Source organism: Deltaproteobacteria bacterium (assembly GCA_026129095.1).
Taxonomy (GTDB): Bacteria; JAGRBM01; JAGRBM01; order JAGRBM01; family JAHCIT01; genus JAHCIT01.
In genome coordinates, this window is the sequence record JAHCIT010000004.1 from 318774 (window position 1) to 334849 (window position 16076).

The following is a 16076-nucleotide window of genomic DNA, read 5'->3' on the forward strand; positions in this document are numbered from 1 at the left end:
TCACCTCAGGATGTACAGGCTGCCGGGCTGATCGTTGTAGCCGATGGAGTAGTCGATATGGTCGGCATCGCCATCGAACAGGACGCTGAATTCCGCCGTCTCGCCAGGAGAAAGCGTTTCGCCATCCTTGACCATCGCCGTCACCGACTGCTGCGCTCCATTCCGGTTGCGCATGACGAAGGTGACCGTCACGACCGTTGCCGGAACCGGGCCGTCGTTGACGACCGTTCCGGACAGCACCGTCGGGCCGCTGCTCACGCGGGCTTCCATGATCGGTCCCGCAAGCTGGGGCCCAGCCTCGCTGCCAACGCAGGCCACCAGCAGCAGACAGGCGGCGGCAAGCCATGCACTATGAATCTTTTTTACGTTTCGCATCCGAAATAGACAGTACCTTTCCCTCGGAATCGGCCGCCCTCGAAGCCTCGCCGGGGTCCGGGGTCCCCGCATCTGAACGGTAAAAACGCTCATGGTCGTCGATGATACCGTCTAGTATCTGGCGCTGGAGCTTGAGCGCTCCCAGCGCGCGCTCACGTAGATAGCCCTTTTCAAACACAATGTCATCGCCGGCACGCGGCGAGCGCAGGACGAGAAACGCCAGCAGCACCTGTGCAAGATAAAGGAACCCCACCGACAGGTACAGCGCGAGGTTGCGCTGGATGACGTCCACATACACCGCCCGCCGCGACATCGGCACCACCACTGCGCCGTAGTCAACCGGAGAACCTTCGAGCTGGAACAGCTGGGTCACGGCGATGGCATCTCCCCGAAGGCTCACCGTCCAACTCCTGCCCTCCTCGACGGCTCGGAGGATATCGGCCTTGACCGGGCCACGCTGCTCATCGGCAATCCGGTGGATGGAATACTGCGGGGCCAGCCGCGAATCGGCCACCAGCTTGCGGAAGCCCAGCTCGCTGTCCAGCCGCCGCTTCAGCTCGGACGGACTGTATTCGGCTCCCACGCGCTCGATTTCGGAAAAATACCGGGAGACGACGCGCGCGATCAGTTCGGCCGACGCCCGGTTGGCACGGACCAGCGTGTCGATCTCGCCCTTCATCTGGTAGGCAAGCCCCAGCAGGAGCCCAGCCAGCAGGAAGGCCTCCATGCAGATCACGGCGGAAGTACGGGCGCTCAGGAAGAACCGCTTGCCGGAGATCACGTGCCGGTTTCCCCCAGATAGTTCCGCAAGTGCTCGCGGATTTCCACGTCCTCGACGAACCGCAGCAGCATGAATACGGTGTCGTTGAAATGGCGCCGGGTCTGCGCGTCCATCCGGCGGATCAGCTCGATCAGGGACCGCTCCTGGGCCGTCAGGCCGGAAGCGTCCTCGCTCTCGTCACCGTCGGACGCCTCGCCCGTCACTTCGTCCGGGTCTATCCCTTCGCGCCGGACGAACCGGATCAGCCGCTCCCGCCGGGCCACTTCCCATATCTCGTCGCCCATCACGCCCAGCACCTGGGCCAGCTGCCGGCACCGCTCTTCCGTCGGCGCGTCAATCTTGCCGGTTTCAAGCTGATGTATGTACGCGTTCGAGACCCCGAGCGCCCGCGCCAGGTCTTCCTGGGTCAATCCCTCGCGCTTTCGCAAGGTTCTGAGATATGCGGAGAATTTCATGGCCACCCTCAACCTGTTCGCCGGAAACCACTCCGGCCTCACCACCTAGGCTGGCACCGATGTGCAAACCCCAACCCGAATGGCGGTCAGCAAGACACAAAAGGAACTTCACAACTTTACTTGCCACCTGTTGTAATGGTCAAGGCGGAAACGCGGGGCAAAAGCGTACAGGGGGGCGAAATGATTAGAGGTTTTTAATTGCCCCTCCTTTTGAAACTGCTTGACATCCAAAGTGGGTTTCTTTCATCTTGGGAGCAAAAGTGAAGTAATCTACTTTAGTCAATTTAAACCGTTCCGGAATACGCCGGACGGGGTGCCGCAGATACCGGAAAACAGGCAGACGCTAAGGAACCCAATTCCCGATGGACTTCTTCCTAGAACGAACTCGCCTGATCCTGCTGCGGTTCCACTGGGTTCTGAACCTGCTGATGATCACCATGCTCTCCTGGCAGACGGCCGGCATACTCAGTACGATCATCGACTGGCAGCTACCGCTGCCAGCCCTCCCGTCAGCGGCCACAGCCGGCCGCTCTGGCAGCACCACCCGTCCCAGCAGCAGTACCGGCGCCCGGAGCGCCTACGATGTCATTGTCGAGCGTAATATCTTCAACTCCGCACCCAAGACTATGGCGGCCGCCGAGACTCCGGCCGCCACCACCAGCGACCTCCACAACAAGCTCCGGCTGACGGGCACGGTCGTCTCGAAGAAACGGGCTCTGGCCACCTTCTTCATCGTGCCGAAGAACGAGTCGGAGGTGTTCCGCATTGGCGACGAGGTTTATGAGGGATGGATCGTCGATTCGGTCGAACGGGCGGTCGTCCGGCTCCGCACGGGAAACGACATGTACGAAGAAATCTACCTGCACGATGCCGAGCAGTCTGAACGGCGGCCCGGACTCCAGGCCCGTGCACCGTCGGCTCCGGGCACCGATGACCCGGCACTCCCCGGCGGCCCCTCGGAAGGGTTCGTCAAGGAAGAAAATGACGGCAAGTTCATCGTCGACAAGATGGAACTTGAATCCCAGCTCCAGAATCTCGACAACCTGATTACCCAGGCCCGTGTCATCCCGAACTTTTCTGCCGGAAAAGTGGACGGGTTCAAGATTTTTGCTATCAAGCCGAACAGCGTTTTCCAGCGGCTGGGATTCCGGAATGGCGATGTGATCGAATCGATCAACGGGACTCCGCTGGACAATGCCCAGCGGGGACTCCAGATGTTCCAGGAACTCCGGAACCTCCCGCGCTTTGAAATCAACCTGCGCCGCCAGAACAACAAGCGGCAGCACTCGTACGAGGTCAGGTAACCCGCATGCTGAAAGTCCGCCGCCGCAAACTCACCGGGCCGATACGGCCTTCCATCCGGAAGGGCGTGCGCGCCGTTGCGGCAGTGCTGCTGATGAGCCTTGTGCACTGGGGGCAGCCGGTCAGGCCCGTCATGGCCGCACCGGTCGATGAGGATACGATCGATTTCAATTTCAGCGGCGAGGTCGAGCTTAAGGCCCTCATCAAGAACTTCGCCAAGCTGACGAACCGGAACTTCCTCCTGCCGGAAAACTTCAAGGACTCGAAGGTCACGGTTATCTCGCCACGCAAGCTGACGCTGGATGAAGGCTGGCGGGTCTTTGAGACAATTCTCTCGCAGGCCGGCTACACGATCGTCCCAGGCAAGTCGATCAACCGGATTGTCACGAAAAAGGACTCCATCTCCCTCCCGATTCCGACCTACCGGACGGACCGGCTCACCCCGGGCTCCACCAGCGAATCATTTGTGACCCGGCTGTTCCCCCTCCAGCACACGAATGTGGAGGAGATGAAAAACATCATCCGCCCGTTCGTGACCAAGGACGGCGATCTGGTTTCCTACGCGCCGACGAACCTGCTGATCATCACCGAGACATCCAACAACATCAACCATGTGCTCCGCCTGCTGGAAGAACTGGACACGCCATCCACCGAGGAAGTGGTCGAGATCATCCGGGTGAAAAATGCGGGCGCCGACGAACTGGCCGGCCAACTCACCCAGATCTTCAGCGGGACCGGCAAGTCCGCCGGGAAGGCGCCCGCAGGTGGCGGGGCGGCTGGCCAGACCGCGCCCAGCGCGATCTCCACGACCGATTACAAGATCATTCCCGACATGCGGACCAACTCGCTCATCGTCGTTGCCAGCAAGAAGGTGATCGGCGAGATCAAGAAGCTCCTGGCGCGGCTCGATGTCCCGGCGACCGAGGAAACGGCATCTGGCGCCCTGTCGATCTTCGTTCACAAGCTCAAGCATGCCGATGCCTCCGAGCTGGCCGGGACTCTGACAGGACTCATCACCGGGAACTATTCAGGAACGGGAAGCTCGCTCAGCCGTTCAGCGGCCTCTGCTGCCGCCATGCCTGCCACGACAGGTACCCGTGGCGGTTCCACCCGGACCCGTGGCGGCGGGAGCAGCCTGGCGCGGAACAGCCAGCAGGCGGCCCAGCAGCAGTTGAGCCAGTTGCAGCGGGGGGCCGCGGGCACGCAACCCGGAGCCATGCCGGGAACGCCGGGCGCAGCCGGACAAAATCCGTTGCAGTTCGAAGACCAGATACGCATCGTCGCGGACGTGCCAACAAACTCGCTGCTCATAACGTCCACGCGGCGCGACTATGAAACGATCCGCAAGGTCATAGACCGGCTGGATGTGGCAAGGCCCCAGGTTTATGTGGAAGCCGCCATTTTCGAAGTGAACGCCACCGATTCCAGCATCTTCGGCATCGGCTGGGCCGGCGGCGGCGATGGTCCCCGGGATGGCACGATCTTCCTGCAGCAGTCCACGGCCGTGCCGTCAGGGGTGGGCATCATCAATGCCACGACAGGCGGCGGAGCCGGCACGGGTTCCAACCCGCTGACGGCGCTGTCTGGTCCCGGACTGACGGCAGCCGCCATCGGCAAGCTGATCGATATCAAGGGCCCCGCGCCTTCCGATGGCAGCGAGGCCCCCACCCTGTTCACCATCCCGCAATACAGCGCCATCCTGAATGCCGCCAAGAGCGACCGGGAGGTGAACGTCCTGTCCACGCCGAGTGTGCTCACGTCCGACAACGAGCAGGCTCAGATCGTGGTGGCAACCAACGTTCCGATACCGACAGGGCAGACGATCGGTGTCGGGGGAACCACAACCCAGACCATCAACCGCGAGGACGTGGGCATCACGCTCCGTATCACCCCGCAGATCAACGATGCGTCGTCGCTGAGGCTGAACATCTACGTTGAAGTGTCCAACGTCTCGCAGGGCAGCTTCGGCGTCGATACGGCGAACCTCGGCATCGTGACCGCCGTCCGGTCGGCCGAGAGCGTCGTCGTCGTCCGCGACCGCCAGCCGGTCATCATAGGCGGCCTGATGCAGACCAACGATAACGTGAATGAGACCAAGATGCCGATACTGGGCGACATCCCGATCCTGGGTTTCCTTTTCCGTTCACGGGCGACCGTCGTGGACAAGACGAACCTCCTCATCGTCATCACGCCCCGCGTGGTCCGCGACCAGCTCGATACGTCACGAATCATCGCGTTCGAGGCAGATCGCCGCAAGCAGTTTATCGACAACGAGCTGCTGGACACCTGGCTGATGGACAAGAGCAACGAGGCCAAACGCGAGGCATTTGCCATCCCACCGCAGGACTACCAGCTTCCCGATCAGCTACAGCCTGGTGAAGTGCTGATTACTCCGGAAGGTGCTTTCGGTTCGGAGGAATACAACCGCCGGATGCCGCCAAAGGGCGAAGTCGATGAACTGGTGCCGGGCGGCCGGAAACCGGGCGAAAGCGACGTGATGGGGGTGCCTTTCGACAGTCTCCGGCGGACGCAGCCTGAAACAGGGGCCGACAACCTGGCCCTGCCCCCTGCACCGCCACAGGAAGCTCCGCCGCCACCGCCGGCAGAAGCCGCGCCGACGGCACCCGCGCCGCCCCCGGCCGAGTAGGAACAGGTCACTCATGAGCGCCATTGCCGACCGGTTGATCCCCATCCTCGCCAGGACGGCTTCGCTGCCCGAGGCCGAGATCCGGAGTGCGGTGCGGGTTGATCCGGCCTGGCGGCCGGATTTGGTCCCCGAATACGAGGAAAACGACAAGAACTTCCACTTTGGCGCCCTGCTTATCAGCAAGAAGCAGCTGTCCGAGGACGTCTTTTACCAGGCCCTTGCCGGTTACTTCGATTACGAGTTCACGCCGAAGATCGTGGAAGCGGACGTGGACCTCGAGCTGGTGAAGCGCGTTCCGATCCAGTACGCGCGCGAGCATGCCGTTCTCCCGATACGCCGCGACGGCGACTCCCTGAAAGTCGCGACCGCCATGCCCCAGGACCAGTCGGTCATGGAGGATCTGGAAAAGATTTTTGGTGCGCTGGTGGAGCCGGTCGTCACCACCCCTTCGGCCGTCGAGCACATGATCAATCGCGTCTATGACCGGGCAACCGCCACGGCCGGAGCGGCGCTCGACAACCTCAATGAGGACGAAACCGACCTCGACGAGTTCGCTGGCGGACTTGAAGAGCCAAAAGACCTGCTGGAAGGAGGCGACGACGAGGCGCCGGTCATCCGGCTCATCAACACCCTGCTCTACCAGGCCGTCAAGGAGCGGGCATCGGATATCCACGTCGAGCCGCAGGAACGCGACATCATCGTGCGCTACCGGATCGACGGCGTTCTCCACGAGGTGCTCCATATTCCCAAGCGGTTCCAGTCGTCAGTGCTGACCCGCATCAAGATCATGGCGGGGCTGAACATCGCCGAGAAACGCCTCACCCAGGACGGCCGCATCAAGATCAAGCTCGCAGGCCGGGATATCGACATCCGTGTAGCCACCGCGCCCACGGTCTACGGCGAAGACGTGGTGATGCGGCTTCTGGACAAGACCAACGTCGTGTTCGGCCTCGACCAGATCGGAATCACCGGCAGGACACGGGAACAACTGGAAAAGATCATCAACCAGGATCACGGCATCCTGCTGGTCACGGGGCCGACCGGTTCCGGCAAGTCAACGACCCTTTACGCGTCGTTGATGAAGATCAACAACCAGGAACTCAAGATCGTCACGATCGAGGACCCGGTCGAATACCAGATTACCGGCATCTCCCAGACCCAGGTGAACCCGAAAATCGACCTCACCTTCGCCTCCGGGCTCCGTTCCATGCTCCGCCGCGATCCTGACGTCATCATGGTCGGCGAAATCCGCGACCGCGAAACAGCGGAAATCGCCATCCATGCCTCGCTGACCGGCCACCTTGTCTTCTCGACCCTGCATACCAACGATTCGGCCTCGTCCATTGCACGGCTCGTGGACATGGGCATCGAGCCCTTTCTGGTCGCCTCGTCGGTACTCGGCATCATGGCGCAGCGCCTGGCCCGGCGGCTCTGCCCGGACTGCAAGGAAGCCTATTCACCACCCGACGCGGAACTGGCCGAACTGGGTATCAAGCGGAGCCAGCTGGTTGACGGGAAACTCTACCGTGCCAAGGGTTGCGACAAGTGCCAGCACACCGGCTACAGGGGCCGGACCGGTATCTATGAACTGCTGGTCATCAGCGACACCATCCGTGAGCACGTCATGAAGGGTTCCCATGCGGCACTCATCAAGAAAACGGCCCAGGCCGAAGGACTCACGACGCTTCGCGAGGACGGCATCCGCAAGATCATTGACGGCGTGACCACCACGGCGGAGATCATGCGCGTTACGCAGGAAGAACTCGCCTGAGGCCGCCGGCCCTGCGGGAACCACCATGGCTGTCTACGAATATGTCGCGCTGGACAAGAAAGGCCGTAGCGCCAAGGGCGTGATCGAGGCCGACAGCCAGAAACAGGCCAAACAGAAACTGAAGCTACAGGGGGTCTTTGTCACCCGGATCAGCGAGTCCCGTAAGGGCCGCGTCTCGGCAAAGGCGAAGAAGGACCGGGAAAGCAAGGCGATTGCCGCCGGCGGTGAAGGCGCCACGGCGCTGGAAAAGCTCCAGGAGCTTTCCCAGCAGAACCTTCTCCAACGGTTCACCGAGCGCATCGGCCTTCAGGACGTTGTCATCTTCTCCCGCCAGCTCGCCACGCTGCTTTCGGCCCACCTGCCGCTTGTGCAGTCACTGACAGCACTTTCCGAACAGACCGAGAACATGGCCCTCCGCCGGGTCATCACCGAGGTCAAGGACCAGGTAAACGAGGGTTCCCAGCTCGCCAATGCGATGCGCAAGCACCCCAAGGTGTTTCCGGCCCTCTACACGAACATGATCCAGTCCGGGGAAAGCTCGGGAAGCCTGGATGTGGTCTGCCGGCGGCTCGCAGATTTTCTGGAAAGCCAGCTCGCCCTGAACCGCAAGGTGTCGGGCGCCATGATCTACCCGCTCATCCTCATGCTGCTGGCGATCGGCGTCGTTGTCTTCATGCTGACGACGGTGATGCCGAAAATCCTCACGATTTTTGAATCCCAGCGGACGCAACTCCCGTTGCCCACCCGGATCCTTCAGGGGCTGGCCAACGGGCTCCTCGACTGGTGGTGGCTGCTGCTCGCGATTGTCACCGGAGCATTCGTGATGTTCCGGCGCTGGAGCGCCACGCCAAAGGGCCGGGAAACCATCGACGCCTTCCTGCTCCGCGTTCCGGTATTCGGGACGCTGATCCGGAAGGTCGCCATCGCCCGGTTCACCCGGACACTTTCCACCCTGCTGACCAGCGGCATACCGATCCTGCAGGCCCTGGACATCACCAAGAACGTGCTGAACAACGTCGTGCTTGAGGATGCCATCGCCAAGGCGCGGGAAAGCATCTCCGAAGGATCGAGCATCGCCGGCCCGCTCAAGGCGAGCGGCGTCTTCCCGCCGATCGTCACCCATATGGTCCTCGTAGGCGAGCAGTCGGGCGAACTGGAACAGATGCTTCTCAAGGTGGCTGACACCTACGACGACGAGGTATCGCAAACAATCTCGGTCCTGACTACCCTGCTGGAGCCCGTAATTATCGTGATCATGGCAGGTGTTGTGCTGCTGATCGTGATAGCCGTGCTGCTGCCGATCATCGAGATGACCAGCGCCATCAAGAACTGAACCCCATGAGACCCAAGGAGACATTTTCATCATGAAACGCACCCTCCCCAACCGCCGCCTCCGGCGCCGCCGCCAGGCCGGTTTTACCCTGATCGAAATCATCGTCGTGGTGATCATCGTGGGGCTTCTGGCGAGCCTCGTCGGTGTCGCCGTGTTCGGCCGGCTGGCCGACGCCCGCCGGGATGCAGCCCGTACGCAGATCAAGTCGCTTCAGGCGGCCCTGGATCTCTACCGGCTCGACTGCTTCGTCTACCCGGATTCCAACACCGGACTGCGGGCACTGACCGGCGACGCGCCCGGAAACTGCAAGAACTACAAGAAGGGCGGGTATCTCGCCGCACGCTCCATTCCCAAGGATCCCTGGCAGAACGATTACGTCTACCAGTCCCCCGGTCCGGGCGGCGAGCCCTATGTCATCATCTCCTACGGCAGCGATGGCCAGGCCGGAGGCGAAGGCGAAGCGGCCGACATTTCCAGCGCCGACGGCGACCGGAACTAGGCCGCGGCGGGAGCCGCCATGCTACAGCGCGGCACGATGACATCCGCTACTGCCGGCCGTCCGCCCAAGGGCGGACGGCGCAGGAATACCGGCACCACCGGCTTTACACTGGTCGAACTGGCGATCGTCCTGTTCATGCTGACGCTCGTGTTCGGCATCGTCGTGCCGTATGTGGGCGAGCGCACCGAAATAAACCTGCTCTCGCAGTCCCGGTCCCTCAGCGGCGCCATGCGGTTCGCCAGCGGCGAGGCAGTGTTCCGCCGGCGCCCGACGAGACTCTACGTGGATTTCGCGCAGGGCCGCTACTGGGTCGCCATCTGGGGAGAGGACGGCTTTGCCCCCATGACCACGCCGCTGGGCAAGGCCCGGCCGCTGCTGGACAGCGTGTATTTCCAGTCCCTGTGGGTTGAGGGCTCCAACTACAACAAGGGCACGGCCTTCTTCCAGTTTGACCCGGATGGCGGCATCGAAGAGGCAGTTCTCACCATCGCCAACGACACCGGCGATGAGATCGCCATCGTGCCCGATCCCAACACCGGTTCGGCCGAAGTGTACCGCGGGGGCGCCGACCCCAGGGTTCTGTTTCCCGCGCACGCCCAGGTACGGGCCGCGGCACCCCGGAGATCCCGATGACTGCCCGGCGGCGCGGCCTGCCCTCAGAGCAGGGTTTCACACTCATCGAGGTCGTCGTCTCCATGACGATCATGATGATGGCCCTCGTTTCGCTGCTCGGTGTCGTCCAGATGGGCGTGCGCGCCGCCATGCAGCGCCGGAACATGGAACTGTCCCAGATGCTCATCAACCGGGTCATCGCCCAGGTGGATGCCCGGTACGAAAAGCCGCTGGACAACGAGTTCGAGCGGGGCAATTTCGGCAACGAGTTCCCCGATTTCCAGTGGGAATACCGCATGACGGCCAATCAGAACCTGGAAAACTTCAAGGCCCTGCTTCCCGAGATTCCCATCACCATCTTCGCCGTCGAGGCGAAGGTCATCTGGTTCGAGGATGGCGAGCAGCGGGACTACACGGTGAAGACGGTCAAGGGCTGGGTGGAGGCCTCCAAGCAGTGATCCAGGCAGCCAGACGGCACCCCACCGGCGCATTCACCCTGCTGGAGGTCATGGTGGCGATCGCCATCCTGGCGCTCATGACGAGTGCCACCTATGCCGCTCTCGTCCCGGCCCTTGAGGGCAAGGCACGCGCCGAACAGATCCAGCTCGCCTACAACCGGATCAACCGTTTCGTGAACCGGCTGGACCGGGAGCTCAGGGGGGCCTATTTCGGCATCAATCCGGCATCGACCCGCCGCAACTGCATGGACCGGGCGGACACCTGCCCCTATGTCTTCATCGGGAAGAACTCCGGCGAGCTGGATGAGGTCCGGTTCGTGACCACCGCCCTCAGCGTGTCCGTCCACCGGCCATCCAGCGACGAGGCGCTCATTGCCTATTTTACGGGCCGCCCGGCGGATACCACCATCACGGGCCCGGCCCTGTTCCGCCAGCAGGCGCTTGTCCATGACCGGAACAGCTACACCAAATACGCCGTCCAGGAACGCGAAGTCCTGCCCAACATCACCCGGTTCGACCTTCGCTACCTGAACCGCGGAACAGAGGACGAGTGGATCGATGACTGGGACTCGACCGACGAAATGAGCGAGGACAAGTTCGGGCATCTGCCGCGCGCCGTGGAAATCCTGATCGAGTACGACGATCCGGATGCCGGCAACCAGAGCCTCTACACGGTCACCTACATACCTGCCTCCAAGCCCTGCAAGAACCCGGGAGGGGGGCAGCGGCCCTCCAATGAAGCGCCCGGCAAGCGCGTGGGGAACTCCTGCCCATGAGGTTTTCCGCTTTCTTCCGGGTCGGGCGGCCACGTATCCGGCGTGCCAGGAGCCGTGAACGCGGGGTGGCCCTGGTCGTGGCGCTGCTCATGATGGTTCTTGCCGTGGCCGCTGCAGCCGAGTTCCTTTACAACACCCAGGTCGACCTGCAGGGAGCGGCCAACGCCCGCCAGCGGCAGCAGGCGAGGTTTGCGGCCAAGGCCGGCGTCGAGGCCGGGGCCACGTTCCTAAGGATTGACCGGTTCAACGACTGGGCAGCCATGATGATGGATCTGGGGATGCCGGGATTCGGGATCGGGGGGTTTGTCAGGCTCGCCAACGAATCGGTCGATGACGCCGAGCAGAGGCGCAGGGACCGCGAGCAGGCCATTGCCCATGGCGACAAGGCACCGTCGATGGGCACGGCGGCGAGTCCCTACGATCCGCCCAATGGATACCTTTCGTTCATCTCCAGCACGACCGGGTTCAACTTCTTTGAGGACGACAACGTGGACGTGGAAATCCGGTTCCATGACGAAGCCGGAAAGTTCAACATCAACGCGCTGGTCTACTGGATGCCGTACGGCGGCGGAAAACCGTCGTTCAATGTCCGCCTGTACCGCCAGATCGCCCAGCTCATCATCGACCAGACCGTTCCTTACGGTGACCAGCAGGGCGGGACCGTGGCCCGGCTCCGCCGCAAGTTCCAGCAGAAGGGCGCGCACCGTTTCCAGGGCGACCGCGACTCCAGGGACGAGGATGCCCTGGAGGACGCCCCCACCGTCGAGGAGGTCGGCAAGATCATGTGCGCGATCCTCGACTGGCTCGATCCCGACGATCACGAAGGGGGCGGATCGGCGGGCTCCTACAACTGTGACGGAGGAGCGGAGCGGAACTACTACACCGGGCTGGACGAGCCGTACGAGCCCCGGAATGGCCCGATGGAGTCGATCGGTGAGCTGAGGCTCATCCGCGGCATGACGCCGGGGATGTACCGGAAGATCGCGCCCTTCCTGACGGTATACACACGCACCGACTACAACGACCCTCCGCAGGGCAACAACAACTGCCTGTCGACGCTCTACGCACCGGATACGCCGCCGAACAAGGCGCCCGGCATGCCGTGTTTTTCGCCGGACGTGAACCTCCACACGGCCCCCGACCCGGTGATCGAGGCGTTCTTCATCGGCGGATGCCAGGGCAACAACCCCCAGTTCGGCGACTGCATACAGGATTATCCGCGCCTGAACACGCTGGAAAACCGTGAAAACCTGCTCACGGCCATCAACTGCTTCCGGGGGCCGGGCCTGAGGAGCGACCGGGTAATCAACACCCAGTCGGCCATCGGACAGGCGGCCATCGGGGAGAAATCCGACGCCGTGCAGCTTGGGCGGGGCGCCAAGGGCGAACTGGACGGGCCGGACCCCAACAAGTTCCTCTGTCCCAAGCAGGCCAGCCAGGGAGGCCCCATGCCCTACCTGTTCATACCGGAGACGCTGAAGGCCGTCCTGAACAACGCCAACCTGCCCTATACCGGCGACGAGCTCCTGAACATCTCCAACCGGTTCATCCTCGGGCTCAGCATGCAGAAGCCCCCCTCGCCCCAGAAGTTCGACACCATCACCTCCCGCTGGATCACAATTGAGGCGGTCGGACAGGTCGGAGTCGCCACCGATTTTGAACCGGTCGAGTCCCGGGTTGCAGCGACGGTCTATATCCCGCCCATGGCAAGCCCCAGCGAACCGCCCGTGGCCGAAATCCTACGGTGGGACCAGGACTGATCCCCAGCTAGCCCGAAACCCTGACCGTGGCTGCCTTGGTCCGGCAGGATTTCCCGGCGAGGCACCACGTCTTGCCGGCGCTCTGGTCCATCATGTTGTCACGGTCCTTCACCTCGATCCGGTACAGCTGCCGCCCCTTGACCCGGAAACTGCACTTGTAGGAATCCTCGCAGGCGTGGTCACGGTAGCTCTGCCCGTCAACGACGATGAATGGGTCGGGCGGACCGCCCAGGATGTCCCAGGTAGAGCCATCAGGCCGGAGCGGGTCCATCTGGACCGAAATGATCCGCTCAACCGGCGAACTGCACCCCGCGAGCGCGGCCAGTGCGAGAGCTGCGGCCATCTGACGGATCAAGGGAGTCACCGGCGGGCTCCCCGGCCGGAACGGCGCCGGGGTGCTCCCGGACGGGGCCTTAAGCGCGCAGGACGGCATTTCGGGGCCGAGGCCGCCGCGACCGAAGCATCGAGGGCTAGCCGTGCCCATGCAGCGAGTTCCTTGCTGTCCTCGATGATGTCTGCCGGAACCTCGTAGTAGTTCCTGAGCGCCACCTTCCCGCCGGGGGAAAAGGGTTCCATGCCGGCCGATTCGTACCGGGGGCGGGTTTCCGGTCCGGTCCGGAAATAAAGCCGCTCTTTCCAGATCAGCCCGAAAAACAGGCCATCGTGATAAAGGCCGTAGCCACCGAACATCGCGCGCGCCGTGGCGCCGCCCAGCAAGCCAAGCTGATCCAGCACGAAATCCCGGTATGATTCCCCTGCCGCCATGTTGAGGGAGTTTACCGGAGCGGCTGGCTGGAAACAGGGGTCTGAAGGCCCCTGGGCCGTCACCCGACGAAAGGCGCCTACCGGTCTTGACAGAGGGGGGCATTAGCCCCTAAAGCAACGCGCCACCGGGGGTTTTTCACAAAAAAGTCCCCCCCCGGCAGGCCCCGGAAAGGACTCGTCTTTTCCGGCCTGTGGAGCGAGGCAGCCATTTCATCCCAACTGATCCAGAACCTGCTCAACCTGGCCCGTTTTGATGACGAGATCACAAGTCTCGAACGAACCGTCAAGGAGAGCCCGGTCAAGCTCGAAGCCTTCGAAGGGCAGATCCGCTCGCAAGGCCAGGGGGCGGACGTACTGCGCCGCCGCCGGGATGCCCTCCAGAAGAGCCGTGACCAGAAGGTCGTCTTCCTCGCCACCGAGAAGGAGAACCTCAAGCGCATCGAGGCCCGGCAGCTCCAGATCAAGACCGAGCGCGAGCAGACGGCGGTCATGAAAGAGCTCGAAAACTCCAAACGGATGATCGAGACGGTATCCGACGAGATCAAGAAGCTCGAAGTGGACATCGGCATCCAGGTCACCGACCTTACCAGGCTCGAAGAACAGATGAACGCCGAACGCGCCCGGCTGCAGCCGGAAATCGACGCCGTGAACACGGCCGCCACCGGGGCCAAGCAGAAGCTGGATTCCATGCTGGCCGACCGGAACAAGCTGATCGAAAAGGTCGACCAGCGGTGGTACCGCGTCTACGAGCGGGTCCGCTCGGTCAAGGGCCGCGGCATCGTCCCGATCGACTACACCCCCGGTTCCAAGAAGGCCGCCCGCTGCTCCGGCTGCAACATGACCGTGCAGATGCAGAAGGTGAACCAGGTGCTCCGCGTTTCGGAGCTCCAGACCTGCGACTACTGCGGCCGCATCCTTTACCACGCCGGTGAGGCCGCCGAAGACGGCGAAAAGGCCGCCAGCAAGTAACGCTTCCACCCCGTGCCCCCAGCATCACCCCGCGCCGGCCTGCTCATCAACCGCAACGCCCGCGGCAACCGGAAGACGCCCGGCTTCGAGCGCCGCGCCCGGTACCTGCTCGATGACGATTTCGCCATTGTCCGGGCCACGTCCAGCGTGGACGAGGTGGACGGCGTGCTGCGGGAGTTCGCCTCCGCAAACGTGAACGAGCTGGCTGTTTCGGGCGGAGACGGAACGATCCACTACCTCTATTCCCGGTGGCTCACGCTGTTCGGACCGGAAAAGCCGGTCCCGCCGCTACTGGTGCTGGGTGATGGCGGCATGAACATGCTGTTCAATGACGTGGGACTGGCGGGCTCGCCCGACGGCGTACTTGTCCGCTGGGCGGAAATCTTCGAGGAGGGCCGCACTCCGCGCCGGGTACAGCGGAACCTGATCGAGGTGAGATTCGATGGCGGCGACCCCGTTTACTGCTTCACCTTTACCGATGGCTTCATCGCCAGGTTCGTCCTGAAATACCTGGAAACCGACGGCGGCCCCGCCGAAACCACCAAGATGATTCTCCGGTTCGTGGCCGACGCCGTGACCCGCCCCGAGCAGGCGTACAATCAATGGTACAAACCGCTGGAGGCGGCCTACCATTCCAGCGAGGGCGTCACCCCCGGCGGCGAGACGCTCACGGCCCAGACGTTCTGCGTCGCCTCGACCATCCAGACGCTTATCCTGGGCTTCCAGCTTTTCGAGTATCCGCCCCGCACCGGCAGCCACATGGGTTTCATGACCTACCGGACCGACAACCTGTACAAGACCGCCGCCTCACTGCCCCTCGTCATGTGGGGGCGCGGACGGTTGCGGAACTGGGGCGACGAGATTCATCTCCGGCAGTTCGGCCCCCGCAGTCTCAGGATCGAGAACTGCGGACTCACGGTGATTGACGGCGAGCCCTACGAAACCGGCCGGCTCCGGACCTGCGAGCTCACGCTCGGCCCCACTGTCGATATTACGGTCGTCTGAAAAGGCGGCCCCCAGGCACAATTAAAAGGGGCCGGCTTTCGCCGGCCCCGGGGTCTAGGGAAAACCTCGATGGAGGCGGAGGGTCCTCCATCGGGGAAGGGGGCTTAGTTGTCGGTCACGCGGACCTTCAGACCTTTCAGGTCTCCCTGGAAGCGGATCCGGCCTGCATTGATCAGCCGACCCACCGAACGGGCCACGTCGGCCTTGTCCAAGGCCACCTTGGCGGTGGCGAGGGTTTCCACGACGTCGGAGAGAGTGAGCCGCTCGTCACGCTGGGCCGAGGGGCCCAGGCGACGGAAACCAAGATTGTTGAACTGCGTATCGCTCACTTTGGTTACGTTCCTCTCCGGACGCACGGCTTGAGGTGCACGAAAAATGCCAAAATACCGGCAGGCGTGGCAAAGCCGTCATAAATACGCGCAAAGTTTGACAGAATTCACATTCATGGTCGCCCGATGAATCGCCCAAAGGGGTGTCAAAAGCGTCAATATCACTGAGGTCTGTCAATTTTCTGACTGCAAAAAATGATCTGCGTCACTTTGCGTGGTGAGCCGTGGTGAGCCGTGGT

The 16076-nt window shown here is 62.8% G+C and carries 17 protein-coding genes; 11 read left to right on the forward strand and 6 right to left on the reverse strand.

Annotated elements, in window-relative coordinates; all coding sequences use genetic code 11:
- The 3 genes from KIT79_08080 to KIT79_08090 are packed head-to-tail and all read right to left on the reverse strand — an operon-like array spanning nucleotide 1 to nucleotide 1611.
- Nucleotides 1-375 (reverse strand): FxLYD domain-containing protein, encoded by a 375-nt coding sequence (locus KIT79_08080; protein MCW5829260.1) that lies wholly within the window; start codon nucleotides 373-375, stop codon nucleotides 1-3.
- Entirely contained in the window at nucleotides 350-1156 is an 807-nt protein-coding gene (locus KIT79_08085) for a hypothetical protein (protein ID MCW5829261.1), read from the reverse strand. The genes KIT79_08080 and KIT79_08085 overlap by 26 nt, the downstream gene beginning before the upstream one ends.
- Nucleotides 1153-1611, reverse strand: coding sequence for a helix-turn-helix domain-containing protein (locus tag KIT79_08090; GenBank protein MCW5829262.1), 459 nt, complete (start codon nucleotides 1609-1611; stop codon nucleotides 1153-1155). The genes KIT79_08085 and KIT79_08090 overlap by 4 nt, the downstream gene beginning before the upstream one ends.
- 362 nt (nucleotides 1612-1973) lie before the next feature.
- Here KIT79_08090 and KIT79_08095 point away from each other — a divergent pair, with 362 nt between their 5' ends.
- Genes KIT79_08095 through KIT79_08135 form a run of 9 tightly spaced genes read left to right on the forward strand, consistent with a single transcriptional unit; the run spans nucleotide 1974 to nucleotide 12769 of the window.
- Nucleotides 1974-2915: a hypothetical protein gene (locus tag KIT79_08095; GenBank protein ID MCW5829263.1), complete on the forward strand. Its 942-nt coding sequence runs from the start codon at nucleotides 1974-1976 to the stop codon at nucleotides 2913-2915.
- Nucleotides 2916-2920: 5 nt separating this feature from the next.
- Complete coding sequence (gene gspD / locus KIT79_08100; protein MCW5829264.1) at nucleotides 2921-5560, forward strand: type II secretion system secretin GspD; 2640 nt, start codon at nucleotides 2921-2923, stop codon at nucleotides 5558-5560.
- Nucleotides 5561-5573: 13 nt separating this feature from the next.
- A complete protein-coding gene (gene gspE / locus KIT79_08105) occupies nucleotides 5574-7331 on the forward strand; it encodes a type II secretion system ATPase GspE (GenBank protein ID MCW5829265.1) in 1758 nt (585 codons plus the stop codon).
- A 25-nt stretch (nucleotides 7332-7356) separates the two neighbouring features.
- Nucleotides 7357-8664 carry a type II secretion system inner membrane protein GspF gene (gene gspF / locus KIT79_08110; protein MCW5829266.1) on the forward strand — a complete coding sequence of 436 codons (1308 nt, stop codon included), beginning with the start codon at nucleotides 7357-7359 and terminating at the stop codon, nucleotides 8662-8664.
- Between the two features lie 31 nt (nucleotides 8665-8695).
- Nucleotides 8696-9163 (forward strand): type II secretion system major pseudopilin GspG, encoded by a 468-nt coding sequence (gspG, locus tag KIT79_08115; protein ID MCW5829267.1) that lies wholly within the window; start codon nucleotides 8696-8698, stop codon nucleotides 9161-9163.
- A gap of 36 nt (nucleotides 9164-9199) precedes the next feature.
- Complete coding sequence (locus tag KIT79_08120) at nucleotides 9200-9796, forward strand: GspH/FimT family pseudopilin (GenBank protein MCW5829268.1); 597 nt, start codon at nucleotides 9200-9202, stop codon at nucleotides 9794-9796.
- Nucleotides 9793-10233, forward strand: coding sequence for a type II secretion system protein (locus KIT79_08125; GenBank protein ID MCW5829269.1), 441 nt, complete (start codon nucleotides 9793-9795; stop codon nucleotides 10231-10233). The genes KIT79_08120 and KIT79_08125 overlap by 4 nt, the downstream gene beginning before the upstream one ends.
- Nucleotides 10230-11009 carry a prepilin-type N-terminal cleavage/methylation domain-containing protein gene (locus KIT79_08130; protein ID MCW5829270.1) on the forward strand — a complete coding sequence of 260 codons (780 nt, stop codon included), beginning with the start codon at nucleotides 10230-10232 and terminating at the stop codon, nucleotides 11007-11009. Before KIT79_08125 ends, KIT79_08130 begins: the two co-directional genes overlap by 4 nt.
- The gene (locus tag KIT79_08135) at nucleotides 11006-12769 is read left to right on the forward strand and encodes a general secretion pathway protein GspK (protein ID MCW5829271.1); all 1764 of its coding nucleotides are present in this window, start codon (nucleotides 11006-11008) and stop codon (nucleotides 12767-12769) included. The genes KIT79_08130 and KIT79_08135 overlap by 4 nt, the downstream gene beginning before the upstream one ends.
- 7 nt (nucleotides 12770-12776) lie before the next feature.
- Here the strand turns inward: KIT79_08135 and KIT79_08140 are convergent, their stop codons facing one another.
- The gene (locus tag KIT79_08140; protein MCW5829272.1) at nucleotides 12777-13133 is read right to left on the reverse strand and encodes a hypothetical protein; all 357 of its coding nucleotides are present in this window, start codon (nucleotides 13131-13133) and stop codon (nucleotides 12777-12779) included.
- Nucleotides 13130-13534 (reverse strand): TfoX/Sxy family protein, encoded by a 405-nt coding sequence (locus KIT79_08145; GenBank protein ID MCW5829273.1) that lies wholly within the window; start codon nucleotides 13532-13534, stop codon nucleotides 13130-13132. Before KIT79_08145 ends, KIT79_08140 begins: the two co-directional genes overlap by 4 nt.
- 489 nt (nucleotides 13535-14023) lie before the next feature.
- On the opposite strand from KIT79_08145, the gene KIT79_08150 reads away from it, so the two are divergent.
- On the forward strand, nucleotides 14024-14503 hold the full coding sequence (locus KIT79_08150) for a hypothetical protein (protein ID MCW5829274.1): 480 nt from the start codon (nucleotides 14024-14026) through the stop codon (nucleotides 14501-14503).
- A gap of 12 nt (nucleotides 14504-14515) precedes the next feature.
- On the forward strand, nucleotides 14516-15508 hold the full coding sequence (locus tag KIT79_08155) for a hypothetical protein (protein MCW5829275.1): 993 nt from the start codon (nucleotides 14516-14518) through the stop codon (nucleotides 15506-15508).
- A 104-nt stretch (nucleotides 15509-15612) separates the two neighbouring features.
- Here KIT79_08155 and KIT79_08160 read toward each other — a convergent pair whose 3' ends face one another.
- A complete protein-coding gene (locus KIT79_08160; GenBank protein MCW5829276.1) occupies nucleotides 15613-15837 on the reverse strand; it encodes a hypothetical protein in 225 nt (74 codons plus the stop codon).
- Between the last annotated feature and the right edge of the window lie 239 nt (nucleotides 15838-16076).

Bases quoted from the DNA above. Each gene is read 5' to 3' on its own strand.
- KIT79_08145 (MCW5829273.1), bottom strand. From the start codon at position 13,534: ATGGCGGCAGGGGAATCATACCGGGATTTCGTGCTGGATCAGCTTGGC.
- KIT79_08150 (MCW5829274.1), top strand. From the start codon at position 14,024: ATGAAAGAGCTCGAAAACTCCAAACGGATGATCGAGACGGTATCCGAC.
- KIT79_08125 (MCW5829269.1), top strand. From the start codon at position 9,793: ATGACTGCCCGGCGGCGCGGCCTGCCCTCAGAGCAGGGTTTCACACTC.
- KIT79_08135 (MCW5829271.1), top strand. From the start codon at position 11,006: ATGAGGTTTTCCGCTTTCTTCCGGGTCGGGCGGCCACGTATCCGGCGT.
- gspD (MCW5829264.1), top strand. From the start codon at position 2,921: ATGCTGAAAGTCCGCCGCCGCAAACTCACCGGGCCGATACGGCCTTCC.
- KIT79_08090 (MCW5829262.1), bottom strand. From the start codon at position 1,611: ATGAAATTCTCCGCATATCTCAGAACCTTGCGAAAGCGCGAGGGATTG.
- gspE (MCW5829265.1), top strand. From the start codon at position 5,574: ATGAGCGCCATTGCCGACCGGTTGATCCCCATCCTCGCCAGGACGGCT.
- gspF (MCW5829266.1), top strand. From the start codon at position 7,357: ATGGCTGTCTACGAATATGTCGCGCTGGACAAGAAAGGCCGTAGCGCC.
- KIT79_08095 (MCW5829263.1), top strand. From the start codon at position 1,974: ATGGACTTCTTCCTAGAACGAACTCGCCTGATCCTGCTGCGGTTCCAC.
- KIT79_08120 (MCW5829268.1), top strand. From the start codon at position 9,200: ATGACATCCGCTACTGCCGGCCGTCCGCCCAAGGGCGGACGGCGCAGG.
- KIT79_08080 (MCW5829260.1), bottom strand. From the start codon at position 375: ATGCGAAACGTAAAAAAGATTCATAGTGCATGGCTTGCCGCCGCCTGT.
- gspG (MCW5829267.1), top strand. From the start codon at position 8,696: ATGAAACGCACCCTCCCCAACCGCCGCCTCCGGCGCCGCCGCCAGGCC.